General features: G+C 58.0%; 18 protein-coding genes. 15 read left to right on the top strand and 3 right to left on the bottom strand.

All coding sequences use genetic code 11. From position 1 onward, the window contains the following. Positions 1-2: 2 nt before the first annotated feature. From recF to dnaA, 3 genes are read right to left on the bottom strand one after another with little or no spacing between them, the layout of a single operon-like run. Positions 3-1106, bottom strand: a complete 1104-nt coding sequence (recF, locus tag V7773_RS07790) for a DNA replication/repair protein RecF (protein WP_063323653.1) — start codon at positions 1104-1106, stop codon at positions 3-5. 20 nt (positions 1107-1126) lie between these two features. After that, complete coding sequence (dnaN, locus tag V7773_RS07785; protein WP_003196145.1) at positions 1127-2230, bottom strand: DNA polymerase III subunit beta; 1104 nt, start codon at positions 2228-2230, stop codon at positions 1127-1129. 39 nt (positions 2231-2269) lie between these two features. Further along, positions 2270-3796, bottom strand: a complete 1527-nt coding sequence (gene dnaA, locus V7773_RS07780; protein WP_092147503.1) for a chromosomal replication initiator protein DnaA — start codon at positions 3794-3796, stop codon at positions 2270-2272. Positions 3797-4362: 566 nt separating this feature from the next. Between dnaA and rpmH the strand changes: the two genes are divergently transcribed. The 15 genes from rpmH to atpA all read left to right on the top strand — a co-directional run bounded on the left by rpmH (position 4363) and on the right by atpA (position 17566). Next, positions 4363-4497 (top strand): 50S ribosomal protein L34, encoded by a 135-nt coding sequence (gene rpmH, locus V7773_RS07775; RefSeq protein ID WP_003213577.1) that lies wholly within the window; start codon positions 4363-4365, stop codon positions 4495-4497. 16 nt (positions 4498-4513) lie between these two features. Then, positions 4514-4915, top strand: a complete 402-nt coding sequence (gene rnpA / locus V7773_RS07770) for a ribonuclease P protein component (RefSeq protein ID WP_003207107.1) — start codon at positions 4514-4516, stop codon at positions 4913-4915. After that, the gene (gene yidD, locus V7773_RS07765) at positions 4908-5153 is read left to right on the top strand and encodes a membrane protein insertion efficiency factor YidD (protein ID WP_010465488.1); all 246 of its coding nucleotides are present in this window, start codon (positions 4908-4910) and stop codon (positions 5151-5153) included. The genes rnpA and yidD overlap by 8 nt, the downstream gene beginning before the upstream one ends. Before the next feature lie 2 nt (positions 5154-5155). After that, on the top strand, positions 5156-6838 hold the full coding sequence (gene yidC, locus V7773_RS07760) for a membrane protein insertase YidC (protein WP_336072907.1): 1683 nt from the start codon (positions 5156-5158) through the stop codon (positions 6836-6838). A gap of 79 nt (positions 6839-6917) precedes the next feature. Further along, a complete protein-coding gene (gene mnmE / locus V7773_RS07755; RefSeq protein ID WP_336072906.1) occupies positions 6918-8288 on the top strand; it encodes a tRNA uridine-5-carboxymethylaminomethyl(34) synthesis GTPase MnmE in 1371 nt (456 codons plus the stop codon). A 565-nt stretch (positions 8289-8853) separates the two neighbouring features. Continuing rightward, positions 8854-10752 carry a tRNA uridine-5-carboxymethylaminomethyl(34) synthesis enzyme MnmG gene (gene mnmG, locus V7773_RS07750; RefSeq protein ID WP_336072905.1) on the top strand — a complete coding sequence of 633 codons (1899 nt, stop codon included), beginning with the start codon at positions 8854-8856 and terminating at the stop codon, positions 10750-10752. 5 nt (positions 10753-10757) lie between these two features. Continuing rightward, positions 10758-11393 (top strand): 16S rRNA (guanine(527)-N(7))-methyltransferase RsmG, encoded by a 636-nt coding sequence (gene rsmG, locus V7773_RS07745; protein WP_336072953.1) that lies wholly within the window; start codon positions 10758-10760, stop codon positions 11391-11393. A gap of 18 nt (positions 11394-11411) precedes the next feature. After that, complete coding sequence (locus tag V7773_RS07740; RefSeq protein WP_003207100.1) at positions 11412-12209, top strand: ParA family protein; 798 nt, start codon at positions 11412-11414, stop codon at positions 12207-12209. 9 nt (positions 12210-12218) lie between these two features. Beyond that, complete coding sequence (locus V7773_RS07735; protein ID WP_003207098.1) at positions 12219-13091, top strand: ParB/RepB/Spo0J family partition protein; 873 nt, start codon at positions 12219-12221, stop codon at positions 13089-13091. Between the two features lie 148 nt (positions 13092-13239). Further along, positions 13240-13647: a F0F1 ATP synthase subunit I gene (locus V7773_RS07730; protein ID WP_063323658.1), complete on the top strand. Its 408-nt coding sequence runs from the start codon at positions 13240-13242 to the stop codon at positions 13645-13647. 16 nt (positions 13648-13663) lie between these two features. Further along, positions 13664-14533 carry a F0F1 ATP synthase subunit A gene (atpB, locus tag V7773_RS07725; RefSeq protein WP_063323659.1) on the top strand — a complete coding sequence of 290 codons (870 nt, stop codon included), beginning with the start codon at positions 13664-13666 and terminating at the stop codon, positions 14531-14533. Positions 14534-14664: 131 nt separating this feature from the next. After that, positions 14665-14922 (top strand): F0F1 ATP synthase subunit C, encoded by a 258-nt coding sequence (gene atpE / locus V7773_RS07720; protein ID WP_003097235.1) that lies wholly within the window; start codon positions 14665-14667, stop codon positions 14920-14922. 58 nt (positions 14923-14980) lie between these two features. Further along, on the top strand, positions 14981-15451 hold the full coding sequence (locus V7773_RS07715) for a F0F1 ATP synthase subunit B (RefSeq protein ID WP_003187193.1): 471 nt from the start codon (positions 14981-14983) through the stop codon (positions 15449-15451). Positions 15452-15463: 12 nt separating this feature from the next. Next, complete coding sequence (locus tag V7773_RS07710; protein ID WP_003207094.1) at positions 15464-16000, top strand: F0F1 ATP synthase subunit delta; 537 nt, start codon at positions 15464-15466, stop codon at positions 15998-16000. A 21-nt stretch (positions 16001-16021) separates the two neighbouring features. Next, a complete protein-coding gene (gene atpA, locus V7773_RS07705; RefSeq protein ID WP_017129296.1) occupies positions 16022-17566 on the top strand; it encodes a F0F1 ATP synthase subunit alpha in 1545 nt (514 codons plus the stop codon). Positions 17567-17588: the final 22 nt, after the last annotated feature.

Genomic DNA, 17588 nt, shown 5'->3' with positions numbered 1-17588 from the left:
CTTCACTCCCGATGGTCGTGGGTCTGGGTGATACGGCCCTGTTCCACGTGGAACAGGGCGACTGGCGTTTCCGTCTGCCAGCCTTCCCTCAATAATTCGTGGTCTACACAGGTGATGAACACCTGGCAGCGTAAGTCTTCCAACAAGCGGCAAAGCGCGCGACGGTGGGCTTCGTCCAACTCGGACGGCAAGTCATCCACCAGATAAATACACTGACCACGCCGGGCCTGGCTGACCAGGTGTCCTTGGGCAATACGCAAGGCACACACCACTAACTTCTGTTGCCCCCGGGACAAGATGTCCGCGGCATTATGCGCGCCCAATCTGAGGCGCAAGTCAGCGCGTTGCGGTCCAGCCTGGGTATGGCCCATCTGCTGGTCCCGCTGCAACGAGCCAGCCAACACCGTGCTCAATTCCCGGTCCTTGTCCCAGCCTCGGTAATAGCTGAGCGTCAGGCCCTCAAGCTCAACCAGTTCGCTCAAGGTCTGCTCGAAGACCGGTTTCAAGGCTTTGATGTAAGCGCGGCGGTATTCATCGATTTCAGCGCTGGCCTGGCACAGTTCCCTGTCCCAAACCGCTTGCGAAACGGCGTCAAGTGTACCATGTCGCAGCCAAGAGTTTCGCTGGCGCAACGCCTTCTGCAGGCGTTGCCAAGTCGCCATGAACCGCGGTTCCACGTGGAACACGCCCCAGTCGAGAAATTGCCGACGAATCTTCGGTGCGCCCTCCAACAGACGGAAGCTGTCCGGGTTGATCAACTGCAATGGCAGGATCTCGGCCAGCTGAGCAGCGCTGCGAGCGTTCTGCCCATCGATGCGGATCTGGAACTCGCCCTGCCGGTCCCGCGAGATCCCCAGGGCGCTATGACCGCCTTCTGCCAGCTCCACCTGCCCGAACACGGTGCATGCCAGTTGATCGTACTGGATGACCGGCAGCAGACGGGTGCTGCGAAACGAACGGGCAAGCCCCAGCAGGTGCACGGCTTCCAGGACGCTGGTTTTGCCGCTACCGTTGGCGCCGTAAAGGATATTGATGCGGGGGGAGGGGGAGAAGGTCACCGGGTGCAGATTGCGCACCGCGGTGACCGAGACGCGACTTAAGGACATCTAGCTTCTGCTGGGCATGATTACAGACGCATCGGCATGACAACGTAAGCCGAATCGTCGTTATCAGACTCTTGCACCAGCGCACTGCTGTTGGAGTCGGACAGGATCAGACGCACTTGCTCGGTGGTCATCACGCCCAGCACGTCGAGCAGGTAGCTGACGTTGAAGCCGATTTCCAAGGAGCCGCCGTTGTACTCAACGCCTACTTCTTCTTCCGCTTCTTCCTGCTCCGGGTTGTTCGCCTGGATCTTCAGCTGACCATTGGCCAGTTGCAGACGGATGCCACGGTACTTCTCGTTGGACAGGATCGCGGTACGGCTGAAGGCTTCGCGCAGGGCCTGGCGATCGCCCAACACCAGCTTGTCACCGCCTTTTGGCAGCACGCGCTCATAGTCAGGGAACTTGCCGTCGACCAGCTTCGAGGTGAAGGTGAACTCACCGGTGGTGGCGCGGATGTGGTGCTGGCCCAACACGATGCTGACGTTGCCGTCCGGCTCGGTCAGCAGGCGAGCCAGTTCCAGGATACCTTTACGCGGCACGATCACCTGGTGGCGATCAGGCTGACCGATATCAGCCTGCATCGAGCACATGGCCAGGCGATGCCCGTCGGTGGCAACGGCGCGGATGACGCCGGCGGAAACCTCCAGGAGCATGCCGTTGAGGTAATAACGCACGTCCTGCTGGGCCATGGCGAAACTGGTGCGTTCGATCAGGCGACGCAATTTGCTCTGGTCCAGGCTGCAGGTCAGCGAACCTGGGCCTTCTTCCACGGTCGGGAAATCGTTGGCCGGCAGGGTCGACAAGGTGAAGCGACTGCGACCGGCCTTGACCACGAGCTTCTGCTCATCGACCTTGATGTCGATCAGCGCGTCGTTGGGCAGGCTCTTGCAGATGTCCATCAGCTTGCGCGCCGGCACGGTGATGGAACCCGGATCAGCCGGTTCTTCAAGTTGCACACGACCGACCAGCTCGACTTCCAGGTCGGTACCGGTCAGCGACAATTGCTGGCCTTCGACAACCAGCAGCACGTTGGAAAGTACCGGCAAGGTCTGGCGGCGTTCGACGACGCCTGCGACCAGTTGCAGGGGTTTCAACAGGGCTTCGCGTTGAATGGTGAAATGCATGGTCTAGTCCCTTGCCTTAATAAGCTGCGCTGGTGGTCATCAAGTGGTCAGTGTACGCAGCAGGTTCTTGTAGTCCTCGCGGATGTCCGCGTCGGATTCCTTAAGTTCGTTGATCTTGCGGCAGGCGTGCAGCACGGTGGTGTGGTCGCGTCCGCCAAACACATCGCCGATTTCCGGCAGGCTGTGGTTGGTCAGTTCCTTGGACAGGGCCATGGCCACCTGACGCGGACGTGCTACCGAACGCGAACGGCGTTTGGACAGCAGGTCAGAAATCTTGATTTTGTAGTATTCCGCAACAGTTCGCTGAATGTTATCCACAGAAACCAATTTGTCCTGAAGCGCCAACAAGTCCTTCAAGGATTCGCGAATCAACTCGATGGTGATGTCGCGGCCCATGAAGTGCGAGTGAGCGATCACCCGCTTGAGGGCACCTTCGAGCTCACGCACGTTGGAGCGGATACGCTGGGCGATGAAGAACGCGGCGTCGTGAGGCAGCTCGACCTTGGCCTGGTCGGCTTTCTTCATCAGGATCGCGACCCGGGTTTCCAGCTCGGGCGGCTCGACGGCCACCGTCAGGCCCCAGCCGAAACGCGACTTGAGACGTTCTTCAAGGCCTTCGATTTCTTTCGGGTAGCGGTCACTGGTGAGAATGACCTGCTGCCCGCCTTCAAGCAATGCGTTGAAGGTGTGGAAAAACTCTTCCTGGGAACGTTCCTTGCGGGCGAAGAACTGAATATCGTCGATCAGCAGAGCGTCCACCGAACGGTAGAAACGCTTGAACTCGTTGATCGCGTTCAGCTGCAGCGCCTTGACCATGTCGGCCACGAAACGCTCGGAATGCAGGTACACGACCTTGGCATTCGGGTTCTTCTTTAATAGGTGGTTGCCCACCGCATGCATCAAGTGGGTCTTACCCAAGCCTACGCCACCATAAAGGAACAGCGGGTTGTAGCCATGCTTGGGGTTATCCGCGACCTGCCAGGCCGCAGCGCGAGCCAGTTGGTTGGATTTACCTTCGACGAAATTCTCGAAGGTAAAGGTCCGATTCAGGTAGCTGGTGTGCTTGAGCGCACCTTCGACCTGGACGGTGCGCTGTTCGGCACGCACCGGCGCCTGCTGGGAGCTGGCACCGGCCATGGGGTCGAAGCTGTCCCGGGAGGGCTCTTCGCTGACCTCGGCGACCTTTTGTGCGCTGCGTTTGCTCGGGGCAGGCGCGGGTGCCGGGGCGGCATGGTTGTTAACCGGTGCCGTTGCAGCCTGCTGGGCCTGTGACGCTGCGGCGGCCAGCGGCGCATTGGGTGCGGCGCGCGGTGCCGAGCTGCGCTTGCTGCCTATTAATAAGGACAACGCAGGCGCCATGCCATTGCCATGCTCGTCGAGCAGTTCCATGACCCGGCCCAGATACTTTTCGTTGACCCAGTCGAGAACGAAACGGTTCGGTGCATAGACACGCAACTCGTCGCCTTCGGCTTCGACCTGTAGTGGACGGATCCAAGTGTTGAATTGTTGGGCAGGCAGCTCATCGCGCAAAAGCTCCACGCACTGCTGCCAAAGTTCCACTGACACGGATATCCCCTAAGTTGAAAGCCGGTGAGGCAAAAACAAGCGGCCATTGTAGCGAGCAGACGCCCACTTATCCACATGCAGCTTGCTGATCGCCCATGATTTATCAATGCGTTAACCGCGAGAAAGACGACGGGCGGTCAGTGGATAAGCTCTGTGGATAACCGGGCCTGAGGTCGTTGCACAAGTGGGGGCGAAAGTCGGTGGATAACCGGCCTGTGGATAACATGGCTTTCCACACACAGCTTATCCGACAGCGCAGCACAGGCTGGCCACTGCTTTCCCCTGTAGTTGTCATTCTCTGTACATGGCGTGCTACAAGGCCTGAACATGGTTATCCACAGACAGGTGGCGGCCTTGCTTTTATAAGCTTTACAGAAAAGCTTTAAATAATTCCCTTCTTTATTTCTATATCTAGCGTCGTGTGATGAATCCGCCCAAGCGTCCGGATATCTATTTAAAGGAAACGCTGGTTGGAAATTGACCTAGAGGCTTGCTTTCTCTAGAATCCCCGGTCTCTTAAAACGGGGGCCATTCCGGCCCGTTGTGGACGAACCAGGTAACACGACATGAAACGTACTTTCCAACCAAGCACTATCAAACGCGCTCGTACCCACGGTTTCCGTGCTCGCATGGCTACCAAGAACGGTCGTGCCGTCCTGTCGCGTCGTCGCGCCAAAGGTCGTGCGCGTCTGGCAGTTTGATAATCCGGCACTGGAGGTGAGTCAGGACTTCAGTCGGGAAAAGCGTCTGCTTACACCCCGGCATTTCAAGGCAGTCTTTGACTCCCCTACCGGCAAGGTTCCGGGGAAAAATCTCCTGCTCCTTGCGCGCAGTAACGATCTCGATCACCCCCGACTAGGGCTGGTTATCGGGAAAAAGAGCGTCAAGCTCTCTGTTCAGCGCAATCGCCTCAAACGTCTGATGCGCGAATCGTTTCGCCTGAACCAGGATTCACTGGTTGGATGGGACATTGTTATCGTCGCGCGCAAAGGTTTGGGTGACGTAGAAAACCCCGAATTGATTCAGCATTTCGGCAAGCTCTGGAAACGTCTGGCCCGCAACAAGCCAGTACCAGCAGTCAACACCGAAACTGTAGGGGTAGACAGTCCCGATGCGTAAACTGGCACTCGTTCCGATCCAGTTTTACCGCTATGCCATTAGTCCTTTGATGGCCAGTCACTGTCGTTTCTACCCCAGTTGTTCCTGCTACGCGTACGAAGCCATAGAAAATCATGGCCTACTGCGCGGTGGCTGGCTGACCTTTCGTCGTTTAGGTCGCTGTCATCCGTGGAATCCCGGCGGTTATGACCCGGTTCCGCCTATCCCTACCTCCCGTTCTTCTTCGATGGCCGAGTAATCATGGATATCAAACGCACGATCCTGATCGTCGCCCTGGCAATCGTGTCCTACGTCATGGTCCTTAAATGGAACCAGGACTATGGCCAGGCTGCCCTGCCGACTCAGAATGTTGCAGCCAGCAATACCGCACCGAGCCTGCCGGATGCCCCAGTTGGCAACAATGCTGCCAGCAATGACGACATCCCGCGCGCGGCAAGCGATACCAGCGCTCCCGCCGAAGCCCCGGTGGCCGTAAGCAAAGATCTCATCCAGATCAAGACGGACGTGCTCGAGCTGGCAATCGATCCACAAGGTGGTGACGTCGCCCAGCTGAAGCTGCCGCTGTACCCACGTCGCCAGGATCATCCGGAAGTCCCGTTCCAGTTGTTCGACAACGGTAACGAGCGCACCTATCTGGCTCAAAGTGGCCTGATCGGTACCAACGGCCCGGATTCGAGCCCGGCCGGTCGCCCGGTCTACTCCGCCGAGAAGAAGACTTATCAACTGGCTGACGGTCAGGACCAACTGGTTGTCGACCTGAAGTTCAGCAAGGATGGCGTCAACTACATCAAGCGTTTCACCTTGAAACGTGGCCTGTATGACGTAACCGTCTCTTACCTGATCGACAACCAGAGCGCCCAGCCTTGGTCCGGCGCGATGTTTGCGCAACTCAAGCGGGACGCCAGCGACGATCCTTCCTCCAGCACGGCCACCGGCACCGCGACTTACCTGGGCGCCGCCCTGTGGACAAGTTCGGAGCCGTACAAGAAAGTGTCCATGAAAGACATGGACAAGGCACAGCTCAAGGAAACCGTTCAAGGTGGCTGGGTTGCCTGGCTGCAGCACTATTTTGTAACTGCCTGGATCCCGCAGAAGGGCGAAAACAACGTCGTCCAGACGCGTAAAGATGGCAAAGGCAACTACATCGTCGGCTACACCGGCCCGGCATTGACCGCCGCGCCAGGTGCAAAAGTCGAAACCAGTGCCATTCTGTACGCCGGTCCTAAAAGCCAGGCGGTACTGAAAGAGTTGTCCCCAGGTCTGGAATTGACCGTGGACTACGGTTTCCTGTGGTTCATTGCCCAGCCGATCTTCTGGCTGCTGCAACATATCCACAGCATCGTCGGTAACTGGGGTTGGTCGATCATTTTCCTGACCATGCTGATCAAGGGGATTTTCTTCCCGTTGTCGGCCGCCAGCTACAAATCCATGGCTCGCATGCGCGCAGTGGCCCCGAAACTGGCCGTGCTGAAAGAACAACATGGCGATGACCGGCAGAAAATGTCCCAGGCCATGATGGAGCTGTACAAGAAAGAGAAGATCAACCCGTTGGGTGGTTGCTTGCCGATTCTTGTACAAATGCCTGTGTTCCTGGCGCTGTACTGGGTGCTGCTGGAAAGCGTGGAGATGCGCCAGGCACCGTTCATGCTGTGGATTACTGACCTGTCGATCAAGGACCCGTTCTTCATCCTGCCGATCATCATGGGCGCGACCATGTTCATCCAGCAGCAGCTGAACCCGACGCCTCCGGACCCGATGCAGGCGAAGGTGATGAAAATGATGCCAATCATCTTCACCTTCTTCTTCCTGTGGTTCCCGGCGGGTCTTGTGCTGTACTGGGTTGTGAACAACGTGTTGTCCATTACTCAGCAGTGGTACATCACGCGTAAGATCGAAGCGGCTACGAAAAAAGCCGAGGCGTAACTTGCTCTGTGGATAACCACACAAAACGCCCCCTAGTGGGGCGTTTTGCTATCTGTCACTTTTGTCTGGATACCGGTTTATGAGCGCACCGCGTGAAACCATCGCCGCCGTTGCCACCGCCCAAGGTCGCGGCGGTGTCGGCATCGTCCGTATTTCGGGGCCCTTGGCCAGTGTCGCGGCCAGGGCAATCAGCGGTCGCGAACTCAAACCGCGGTTTGCTCATTACGGTCCGTTTTTCAGTGATGACCAGCAGGTCCTCGACGAGGGGCTGGCCTTGTATTTCCCGGGGCCGAATTCGTTCACCGGCGAAGACGTGCTGGAACTGCAAGGGCACGGCGGCCCCATCGTGCTGGACATGTTGCTCAAGCGTTGCCTGGAGCTGGGCTGTCGCCTGGCCCGGCCGGGCGAGTTCAGTGAACGGGCATTCCTCAACGACAAGCTCGACCTGGCCCAGGCCGAGGCGATCGCCGATTTGATCGAAGCCAGTTCTGCACAGGCGGCCCGCAACGCATTGCGATCCTTGCAGGGTGCGTTTTCCCTGCGTGTGCATAACCTCACCGAACAATTGATCGGCCTGCGGATTTACGTCGAGGCCGCGATTGATTTCCCGGAAGAGGAAATCGACTTCCTAGCCGATGGCCACGTGCTGAGCATGCTGGATAAAGTACGCGATGAGTTATCCACCGTACTGCGCGAAGCGGGGCAGGGTGCCTTGTTGCGCGATGGGATGACCGTGGTGATCGCTGGGCGGCCGAATGCCGGCAAGTCCAGCCTGTTGAATGCCCTGGCCGGGCGCGAGGCGGCGATTGTCACCGAGATCGCCGGCACCACTCGGGACATCCTGCGTGAACATATCCACATCGATGGCATGCCACTGCACGTAGTGGATACCGCAGGTTTGCGCGACACTGATGACCGGGTGGAAAAAATCGGCGTTGAGCGGGCGCTCAAGGCCATCGGTGAAGCCGACCGGGTCCTGCTGGTGGTGGATGCCACCGCACCGGAAGTGGACGATCCATTTGCCTTGTGGCCTGAATTCCTCGAAGTCCGCCCGGATCCCGCGAAAGTCACCTTGATCCGTAACAAGGCTGACCTGACCGGGGAAGCGATTGTCCTTGAGGTCAGCAACGACGGCCATGTGACGATCAGCCTGAGCGCAAAGGCGGCGGGTGAAGGCCTGGAACTGCTGCGTGAACACCTCAAGGCCTGCATGGGCTATGAGCAGACCTCGGAAAGCAGCTTCAGCGCCCGCCGGCGGCATCTTGAAGCCTTGCGCCATGCCAGCGCCGCCCTGGAACACGGTCGCGCACAGTTGACCTTGGCGGGGGCGGGTGAGTTATTGGCCGAAGACCTTCGCCAGGCCCAACATTCCCTTGGGGAAATTACCGGCGCCTTCAGCTCCGATGACCTGTTGGGGCGGATCTTTTCCAGCTTCTGCATCGGTAAATAACCCCGCTTTTCAAACCGGGTTTGTCCTCGAAGCCTCTCGAGTCCAACGCAAACCCGGTTCCTCCTCTCTGTTTTTGAAACGATTGCCATTGATGGCGGCTTGCCTGTGGACGCTGCGGTGATCCATCCGCGGCGGTTTTCTGTGGATTAAGCCCTGTGAATAACTGCCACAGAGGTCGGTTGATAAACCCCCCTCAAATCTGAAGATAACCGCCTCTGTGGATAACAGGCCCATTCATCCACAGGCTTACACCGGTTATCCAACCCCCTCATTGCCACCTAACCACAGGGTTTTGAATCTCTGTACACATTTAAAATAAAGGCCTGTGTAATGTTATCCACAGATAGGAGGCTCAGTAAGAATAAACATAAAAACAAAGATTTTATAAATTTCTTTCTTTTTAATTTCTTTAACCGCGAGTTTTCCACAGCTGGTTAAATTTTGTGCAAAGGGTTCTTTAGGAAAGGGGAAGTCCCTATACTTGCCGACCTGGCTCGAAAAACGCTCTGGCCAGGCTCAAGACCTATTTCCGAATTACCTGAATTAAGCAGGCACGAGGTGCGTGGTGGATTTCCCTTCCCGTTTTGAAGTGATCGTCATCGGCGGCGGTCATGCCGGTACCGAGGCAGCACTTGCATCAGCACGCATGGGGGCAAGAACCCTGTTGCTGACGCATAACGTGGAAACCCTCGGTGCCATGAGTTGCAACCCTGCCATTGGTGGGATTGGCAAGAGCCATCTGGTCAAGGAAATCGATGCCCTAGGCGGCGCGATGGCCATGGCCACCGATAAAGGTGGTATTCAGTTTCGCGTATTGAACAGCCGCAAAGGCCCAGCCGTGCGCGCTACTCGCGCCCAGGCCGACCGAGTCCTGTACAAGGCCGCTGTCCGCGAAATCCTGGAAAACCAGCCGAACCTGTGGATATTTCAACAAGCGGCCGATGATCTGATCGTCGAGCAGGATCAAGTACGCGGTGTCGTGACACAGATGGGCCTGCGTTTCTTCGCCGATTCCGTGGTGCTGACCACCGGGACCTTCCTCGGCGGACTTATCCACATTGGTTTGCAGAACTTTTCCGGCGGTCGTGCTGGTGATCCGCCGTCGATCGCTCTGGCTCACCGTTTGCGTGAGCTGCCGTTGCGTGTCGGGCGCTTGAAAACCGGTACGCCACCGCGTATCGACGGTCGGTCTGTGGATTTCTCGGTGATGACCGAGCAGCCTGGCGATACGCCGATCCCGGTCATGTCGTTCATGGGCAACAAGGAACAGCATCCACGGCAAGTCAGTTGCTGGATCACCCACACCAATGCCCGCACCCATGAAATCATTGCGGCGAACCTCGATCGTTCACCGATGTATTCCGCTGCCGGTGAAATCGAAGGCATCGGCCCGCGTTATTGCCCGTCGATCGAAGACAAGATCCATCGCTTTGCCGACAAGGAAAGCCACCAGGTCTTCATCGAGCCGGAAGGCCTGACGACCCACGAGCTGTACCCGAACGGGATCTCAACCTCCCTGCCGTTCGATGTGCAATTGCAGATCGTGCAGTCGATTCGCGGTATGGAAAACGCCCACATCGTTCGCCCGGGCTACGCCATCGAGTACGACTACTTCGATCCGCGTGACCTGAAGTACAGCCTGGAAACCAAGGTCATTGGCGGCCTGTTCTTCGCCGGGCAGATCAACGGCACCACCGGTTACGAAGAGGCCGGCGCCCAAGGGTTGTTGGCCGGTGCCAACGCGGCACTGCGCGCCCAGGGCAAGGACAGCTGGTGCCCACGCCGCGATGAGGCATACATCGGCGTACTGGTGGATGACCTGATTACCTTGGGCACCCAGGAACCGTATCGGATGTTCACGTCCCGCGCCGAATATCGCCTGATCCTTCGCGAAGACAACGCCGACCTGCGCCTGACCGAGAAAGGTCGTGAGCTGGGGCTGGTGGATGATGTGCGTTGGGCCGCGTTCTGCAAGAAACGTGAAAGCATCGAACTGGAAGAGCAGCGCCTGAAAAGCACCTGGGTTCGCCCTGGTACCGAGCAGGGCGATGCCATTGCCGCGAAATTTGGCACGCCGCTGACCCACGAATACAACCTGCTCAACCTCTTGAGCCGCCCGGAAATCGATTATGCCGGGTTGGTGGAAGTGACCGGCCAAGGGGCGGAAGATCCACAAGTGGCCGAGCAGGTCGAGATCAAGACCAAGTACGCCGGTTACATCGACCGTCAGCAAGACGAAATCGCCCGTCTGCGCGCCAGTGAGGACACCAAGCTGCCTGTGGATATCGATTACACCGGCATTTCCGGGTTGTCGAAGGAAATCCAGAGCAAGCTCGGTGCGACCCGTCCAGAGACCCTAGGCCAGGCCTCGCGCATTCCCGGCGTCACGCCAGCGGCGATTTCCCTGTTGATGATTCATTTGAAAAAACGCGGCGCGGGCCGCCAGTTGGAGCAAAGCGCTTGAGTTCGATGGTCACCTCGCAACACGCTGAAGAGTTATCCACAGGTGCCCGTCAGCTTGGTGTCAACTTGACCGAAGCCCAGCACGCGCAATTGCTGGGCTATCTGGCGTTGTTGATCAAATGGAACAAGGCTTACAACCTGACCGCCGTGCGCGATCCGGATGAAATGGTCTCGCGCCATTTGCTCGACAGCCTCAGCGTCATGTCCTTCATCGAAAACGGTCGCTGGCTGGATGTTGGCAGTGGCGGTGGCATGCCGGGCATCCCGCTGGCGATCCTGTTTCCCGACTCGCAAGTGACCTGCCTGGACAGCAACGGCAAGAAAACTCGTTTCCTGACCCAGGTCAAACTCGAACTCAAACTGGATAACCTGCAAGTTATCCACAGCCGTGTCGAAGCGTTCCAGCCTGCACAGCCTTTCAACGGGATCATCTCCCGGGCGTTCAGCAGCATGGATAACTTCAGCAACTGGACGCGCCACCTGGGCGACGCCGATACGCGCTGGCTGGCAATGAAGGGCGTTCATCCGGCCGATGAGCTGGTAGCATTGCCGGCAGACTTCCACCTTGATAGCGAACACGCCTTGGCCGTACCCGGTTGCCAAGGCCAACGCCATCTGCTGATACTGCGCCGCACGGCATGATTGGGAACACAAGCAAGAATGGCTAAGGTATTCGCGATAGCGAACCAGAAGGGTGGTGTGGGCAAGACCACCACCTGTATCAACCTCGCAGCATCCCTGGTCGCGACCAAGCGCCGGGTGCTGTTGATCGATCTCGATCCACAGGGCAACGCCACCATGGGTAGCGGTGTGGATAAGCATGGCTTGGAAAACTCCATCTACGACGTCCTGATCGGCGAATGCGATCTGGGCCAGGCCATGCACTTCTCCGAACACGGCGGTTATCAACTGCTGCCGGCCAACCGTGACCTGACGGCGGCCGAAGTGGTGCTGCTGGAAATGCAGATGAAGGAAAGCCGCCTGCGCAGCGCCTTGGCGCCGATCCGGGAAAACTACGATTACATCCTGATCGACTGCCCGCCGTCGCTGTCGATGCTGACCCTCAACGCCCTGGTGGCGGCCGATGGGGTGATTATCCCCATGCAGTGCGAATATTTCGCATTGGAAGGCTTGAGCGACCTTGTGGATAACATCAAGCGCATCGCCGAACTGCTGAACCCGGACCTGAAGGTCGAAGGCCTGCTGCGGACCATGTACGACCCGCGCCTGAGCCTGATGAACGATGTGTCGGCCCAGCTCAAGGAACACTTCGGCGAGCAGCTCTACGACACGGTCATCCCGCGGAACATCCGCCTGGCCGAAGCGCCCAGCTACGGCATGCCGGCCCTGGCCTACGACAAACAATCCCGTGGTGCGCTGGCCTACCTGGCCCTGGCGGGCGAGATGGTTCGCCGTCAGCGCCGTAACCCACGCACCGCTGCAGCCCAGCCAACTTAAGGAAACCCCATGGCCGTCAAGAAACGAGGTCTCGGACGTGGACTGGATGCACTGCTCAGTGGTCCCACTGTCAGTTCGCTGGAAGAGCAGGCCGTACAGGTCGATCAACGCGAGTTGCAGCACCTGCCGCTGGACCTGATCCAGCGCGGCAAATACCAGCCGCGCCGGGACATGGATCCCCAGGCGCTGGAAGAATTGGCCCAGTCGATCAAGAGCCAGGGCGTGATGCAGCCGATCGTGGTCAGGCCGATCGCCAACGGGCGCTTCGAGATCATTGCCGGCGAACGTCGCTGGCGCGCCAGCCAGCAGGCCGGCCAGGAAACCATTCCGGCGATGGTCCGCGATGTGCCGGATGAAACCGCCATCGCCATGGCGCTGATCGAGAACATCCAGCGCGAAGACCTCAACCCGATTGAAGAAGCCGTGGCCCTGCAACGTTTGCAGCAGGAGTTCCAGCTGACCCAGCAACAAGTTGCCGAGGCGGTGGGCAAGTCCCGCGTGACCGTGGCCAATTTGCTGCGCCTGATCGCGTTGCCGGAAGTCATCAAGACCATGCTGTCCCATGGCGACCTGGAAATGGGTCATGCCCGTGCATTGCTCGGTTTGCCGGAAAATCAACAGGTTGAAGGGGCGCGACATGTTGTCGCACGCGGTCTGACAGTGCGCCAAACTGAAGCACTGGTTCGTCAGTGGCTGAGTGGCAAACCGGCCCCTGTCGAGGCACCCAAAACCGATCCTGATATCGCTCGCCTGGAACAGCGCCTGGCCGAGCGCCTGGGCTCTGCGGTGCAGATCCGCCACGGCAAGAAGGGCAAAGGGCAATTGGTGATTGGCTACAACTCCCTCGATGAGCTGCAAGGCGTCCTTGCACACATTCGCTGAAACAATTGCTCTTGTAGCGCGCAGTCGGAAATCACTACCTGACAGTTGAATAGGGGCAGAACCGCCCCTATACTCTGCGCGCATTTTGTCGGCACAAATTATGCCAAGTTATTGAATTATGGCGGCCGACCATTGGAGAGCAAAAGCGATGGAAACCCGCACGCCAAACCGCTTGCCGTTCCATCGTCTGGCAGTTTTCCCGGTTTTGATGGCCCAATTCGCCGTTGTATTGATCGCCGCACTGGCGCTCTGGCAATGGAAAGGAGTCGTCGCCGGATACTCAGGGCTTTGCGGAGGCCTGATAGCCTTGCTTCCCAATATTTACTTCGCTCACAGGGCCTTTCGGTTTTCCGGCGCCCGAGCAGCCCAGGCTATCGTCCGGTCTTTTTATGCCGGCGAGGCGGGGAAACTGATTTTGACGGCAGTGCTGTTTGCATTGACGTTCGCAGGTGTGAAGCCACTGGCGCCGCTGGCTGTATTCAGCGTCTTCGTGCTGACCCAACTGGTTAGCTGGTTCGCTCCCCTGCTAATGAGAACAAGACTTTCGAGACCTTAGGGCGTTTGAGGCAACCATGGCAGAGACAACCGCTTCGGGCTATATCCAGCACCACTTGCAGAACCTGACCTTCGGTCAGCTACCCAACGGCGGCTGGGGCTTTGCCCACACCGCAGCAGAAGCCAAGGAAATGGGCTTCTGGGCTTTCCACGTCGATACCCTCGGCTGGTCGGTCGCATTGGGTCTGATCTTCGTTTTTCTTTTCCGCATGGCGGCAAAGAAGGCGACTTCCGGTCAGCCTGGTGCACTGCAGAACTTCGTTGAAGTACTGGTCGAATTCGTCGATGGCAGCGTGAAAGACAGCTTCCATGGCCGTAGCCCGGTGATCGCACCGCTGGCACTGACCATCTTCGTCTGGGTGTTCCTGATGAACGCCGTCGACCTGGTACCGGTTGACTGGATTCCTCAGCTGGCCATCCTTATCTCCGGCGATGCACACATCCCCTTCCGCGCCGTGTCGACCACCGACCCGAACGCGACCCTGGGCATGGCTTTCTCGGTCTTCGCACTGATCATTTTCTATAGCATCAAGGTCAAGGGCATCGGCGGCTTCATCGGCGAACTGACCCTGCACCCGTTCGGCAGCAAGAACATCCTGGTCCAAGCCCTGCTGATCCCGGTGAACTTCCTGCTCGAATTCGTGACCCTGATCGCCAAACCGATTTCTCTGGCACTGCGTCTGTTCGGCAACATGTATGCCGGCGAACTGGTGTTCATCCTGATCGCTGTGATGTTCGGCAGCGGCCTGCTGTGGCTCAGCGGCCTGGGTGTGGTCCTGCAATGGGCGTGGGCTGTGTTCCACATCCTGATCATCACCCTGCAGGCGTTCATCTTCATGATGTTGACCATCGTCTACCTGTCGATGGCGCACGAAGAAAACCATTAAGGCCAGTCTCGACTAGTCTGATGTCCTTCCCGGTCAAACGGGAAGGAGCCCGAACCGGGCTGAGAAACGATTTGTTTTACCGCTTTAATCTAAAAAACCTAAACCATACGACGTAAAAGTCGGGAGGAAAGATGGAAACTGTAGTTGGTCTAACCGCTATCGCTGTTGCACTGTTGATCGGCCTGGGCGCACTGGGTACCGCAATTGGTTTCGGCCTGTTGGGCGGCAAGTTCCTGGAAGGCGCAGCGCGTCAGCCAGAAATGGTTCCAATGCTGCAAGTCAAAATGTTCATCGTGGCCGGTCTGCTCGACGCCGTGACCATGATCGGTGTTGGTATCGCTCTGTTCTTCACCTTTGCGAACCCGTTCGTTGGTCAAATCGCTGGCTAATTACTCGGATGTCTCGAGTAGATTGGTGTGATGGACAACGTAACTGCGAGGTGTTGGCGTGAACATTAATGCGACCCTGATTGGCCAGTCCGTTGCGTTCCTGATTTTTGTACTGTTCTGCATGAAGTTCGTATGGCCTCCGGTCATTGCGGCATTGCACGAACGTCAAAAGAAGATCGCTGATGGTCTGGACGCTGCCAGCCGTGCAGCTCGCGACCTGGAGTTGGCCCATGAGAAAGTGGGTCAGCAACTGCGCGAAGCGAAAGCTCAGGCAGCTGAAATCATCGAGCAAGCCAAGAAACGCGGTACCCAGATTGTCGACGAAGCCCGTGAACAGGCTCGCGTCGAAGCTGACCGTGTGAAGGCTCAGGCTCAAGCCGAGATCGAACAGGAACTCAACAGTGTCAAAGACGCGCTGCGTGCCCAAGTGGGTGCTCTGGCCGTTGGCGGTGCTTCGAAGATCCTGGGTGCCACAATCGATCAAAACGCGCACGCAGAGCTGGTTAACCAACTGGCTGCTGAAATCTAAGCGAGGGCGATCATGGCAGAACTGACCACGTTGGCCCGACCTTACGCTAAGGCGGCCTTCGAGCACGCTCAGGCCCACCAGCAACTGGCCAATTGGTCAGCCATGCTCGGCCTGGCTGCAGCGGTGTCGCAAGACGACACCATGCAGCGCGTGCTCAAGGCCCCGCGACTGACGAGCGCAGAAAAGGCCGCCACGTTCATTGACGTGTGCGGCGACAAGTTCGATGCCAAGGCACAGAATTTCATTCACGTCGTTGCCGAAAACGACCGTCTCCTGCTTCTGCCGGAGATCGCCACTCTTTTTGACCTGTATAAGGCCGAGCAAGAGAAGTCGGTAGACGTGGAAGTGACCAGTGCTTTCGCATTGAACCAAGAACAGCAAGACAAACTCGCCAAGGTTCTCAGTGCACGACTCAACCGGGAAGTGCGCCTGCAAGTCGAGGAAGACAAGTCCCTGATAGGGGGCGTTGTCATCCGCGCCGGCGACCTGGTTATCGATGGCTCGATTCGCGGCAAAATCGCGAAACTTGCCGAAGCATTGAAATCTTGAGTTTGAAGGGGCAGCAGAGCAATGCAGCAACTCAATCCTTCCGAAATAAGTGAAATTATCAAGGGCCGCATCGACAAGCTCGATGTGACCTCCCAAGCCCGTAACGAAGGCACTGTCGTCAGCGTATCTGACGGCATCGTGCGGATTCACGGTCTGGCCGACGTCATGTACGGCGAGATGATCGAGTTTCCGGGCGGCGTCTACGGTATGGCCCTCAACCTGGAGCAAGACTCTGTAGGTGCCGTGGTATTGGGCGCGTACACCTCTCTGGCTGAAGGCATGAGCGCCAAGTGCACCGGCCGCATCCTCGAAGTTCCGGTTGGTAAGGAACTGCTGGGTCGCGTCGTCGACGCACTGGGTAACCCTGTTGACGGCAAAGGTCCGCTGAACAACACCGAGACCGACGCGGTCGAGAAAGTTGCTCCTGGCGTGATCTGGCGTAAGTCGGTAGACCAGCCTGTACAGACTGGCTACAAGGCTGTCGATGCCATGATCCCTGTCGGCCGTGGCCAGCGTGAGCTGATCATCGGTGACCGTCAGATCGGTAAGACCGCTCTGGCGATCGACGCGATCATCAACCAGAAGAACAGCGGCATTTTCTGCGTCTACGTAGCCATTGGTCAGAAGCAATCGACCATCGCCAACGTGGTTCGCAAGCTGGAAGAAAACGGCGCCCTGGCCAACACGATCATCGTGGCTGCCAGTGCTTCGGAATCTCCAGCGCTGCAATTCCTGGCACCGTACTCCGGTTGCACCATGGGTGAATTCTTCCGCGACCGCGGTGAAGACGCGCTGATCGTTTATGACGATCTGTCCAAGCAGGCAGTGGCTTATCGCCAGATCTCCCTGCTGCTGCGCCGTCCACCAGGCCGTGAAGCCTACCCAGGCGACGTGTTCTATCTCCACTCCCGTCTGCTGGAGCGCGCATCCCGCGTTTCGGAAGAGTACGTAGAGAAGTTCACCAACGGCGCAGTGACCGGCAAGACCGGCTCCCTGACCGCTCTGCCGATCATCGAAACCCAGGCTGGCGACGTTTCCGCGTTCGTTCCGACCAACGTGATTTCCATCACCGACGGTCAGATCTTCCTGGAATCGGCCATGTTCAACTCGGGCATCCGTCCTGCTGTGAACGCCGGTGTTTCGGTATCCCGTGTGGGTGGTGCCGCTCAGACCAAGATCATCAAGAAGCTGTCCGGTGGTATCCGTACCGCCCTGGCCCAGTACCGTGAACTGGCGGCATTCGCCCAGTTCGCTTCTGACCTGGACGAAGCGACCCGTAAGCAACTTGAGCATGGTCAGCGCGTTACCGAGCTGATGAAGCAGAAGCAATACGCACCGATGTCGATCGCTGACATGGCGCTGTCGCTGTATGCCGCTGAGCGTGGGTTCCTGACTGACGTTGAAATCGCCAAGGTCGGCAGCTTTGAACAAGCGCTGATTGCTTACTTCAACCGCGATCACGCCGACTTGTTGGCCAAGATCAACGTGAAGGGTGACTTCAATGACGAAATCGACGCGGGCATGAAAGCCGGTATCGAGAAGTTCAAGGCCACCCAAACCTGGTAAGCCGCAGCGGGAGTCGCAAGGC

Source organism: Pseudomonas sp. 3JA, assembly GCF_036961705.1.
In the GTDB taxonomy this organism is placed as follows: domain Bacteria; phylum Pseudomonadota; class Gammaproteobacteria; order Pseudomonadales; family Pseudomonadaceae; genus Aquipseudomonas; species Aquipseudomonas fluorescens_Q.
Note: the sequence above shows the minus strand (reverse complement) of the source record. Positions and strands in the feature narration are given on the sequence as shown.

Bases quoted from the DNA above. Each gene is read 5' to 3' on its own strand.
- mnmE (WP_336072906.1), top strand. From the start codon at position 6,918: ATGAGCGCACCGCGTGAAACCATCGCCGCCGTTGCCACCGCCCAAGGT.
- rpmH (WP_003213577.1), top strand. From the start codon at position 4,363: ATGAAACGTACTTTCCAACCAAGCACTATCAAACGCGCTCGTACCCAC.
- recF (WP_063323653.1), bottom strand. From the start codon at position 1,106: ATGTCCTTAAGTCGCGTCTCGGTCACCGCGGTGCGCAATCTGCACCCG.
- V7773_RS07710 (WP_003207094.1), top strand. From the start codon at position 15,464: ATGGCAGAACTGACCACGTTGGCCCGACCTTACGCTAAGGCGGCCTTC.
- atpA (WP_017129296.1), top strand. From the start codon at position 16,022: ATGCAGCAACTCAATCCTTCCGAAATAAGTGAAATTATCAAGGGCCGC.
- yidC (WP_336072907.1), top strand. From the start codon at position 5,156: ATGGATATCAAACGCACGATCCTGATCGTCGCCCTGGCAATCGTGTCC.
- rsmG (WP_336072953.1), top strand. From the start codon at position 10,758: ATGGTCACCTCGCAACACGCTGAAGAGTTATCCACAGGTGCCCGTCAG.
- V7773_RS07730 (WP_063323658.1), top strand. From the start codon at position 13,240: ATGGAAACCCGCACGCCAAACCGCTTGCCGTTCCATCGTCTGGCAGTT.
- yidD (WP_010465488.1), top strand. From the start codon at position 4,908: ATGCGTAAACTGGCACTCGTTCCGATCCAGTTTTACCGCTATGCCATT.
- V7773_RS07735 (WP_003207098.1), top strand. From the start codon at position 12,219: ATGGCCGTCAAGAAACGAGGTCTCGGACGTGGACTGGATGCACTGCTC.
- dnaN (WP_003196145.1), bottom strand. From the start codon at position 2,230: ATGCATTTCACCATTCAACGCGAAGCCCTGTTGAAACCCCTGCAACTG.
- V7773_RS07740 (WP_003207100.1), top strand. From the start codon at position 11,412: ATGGCTAAGGTATTCGCGATAGCGAACCAGAAGGGTGGTGTGGGCAAG.
- atpE (WP_003097235.1), top strand. From the start codon at position 14,665: ATGGAAACTGTAGTTGGTCTAACCGCTATCGCTGTTGCACTGTTGATC.
- atpB (WP_063323659.1), top strand. From the start codon at position 13,664: ATGGCAGAGACAACCGCTTCGGGCTATATCCAGCACCACTTGCAGAAC.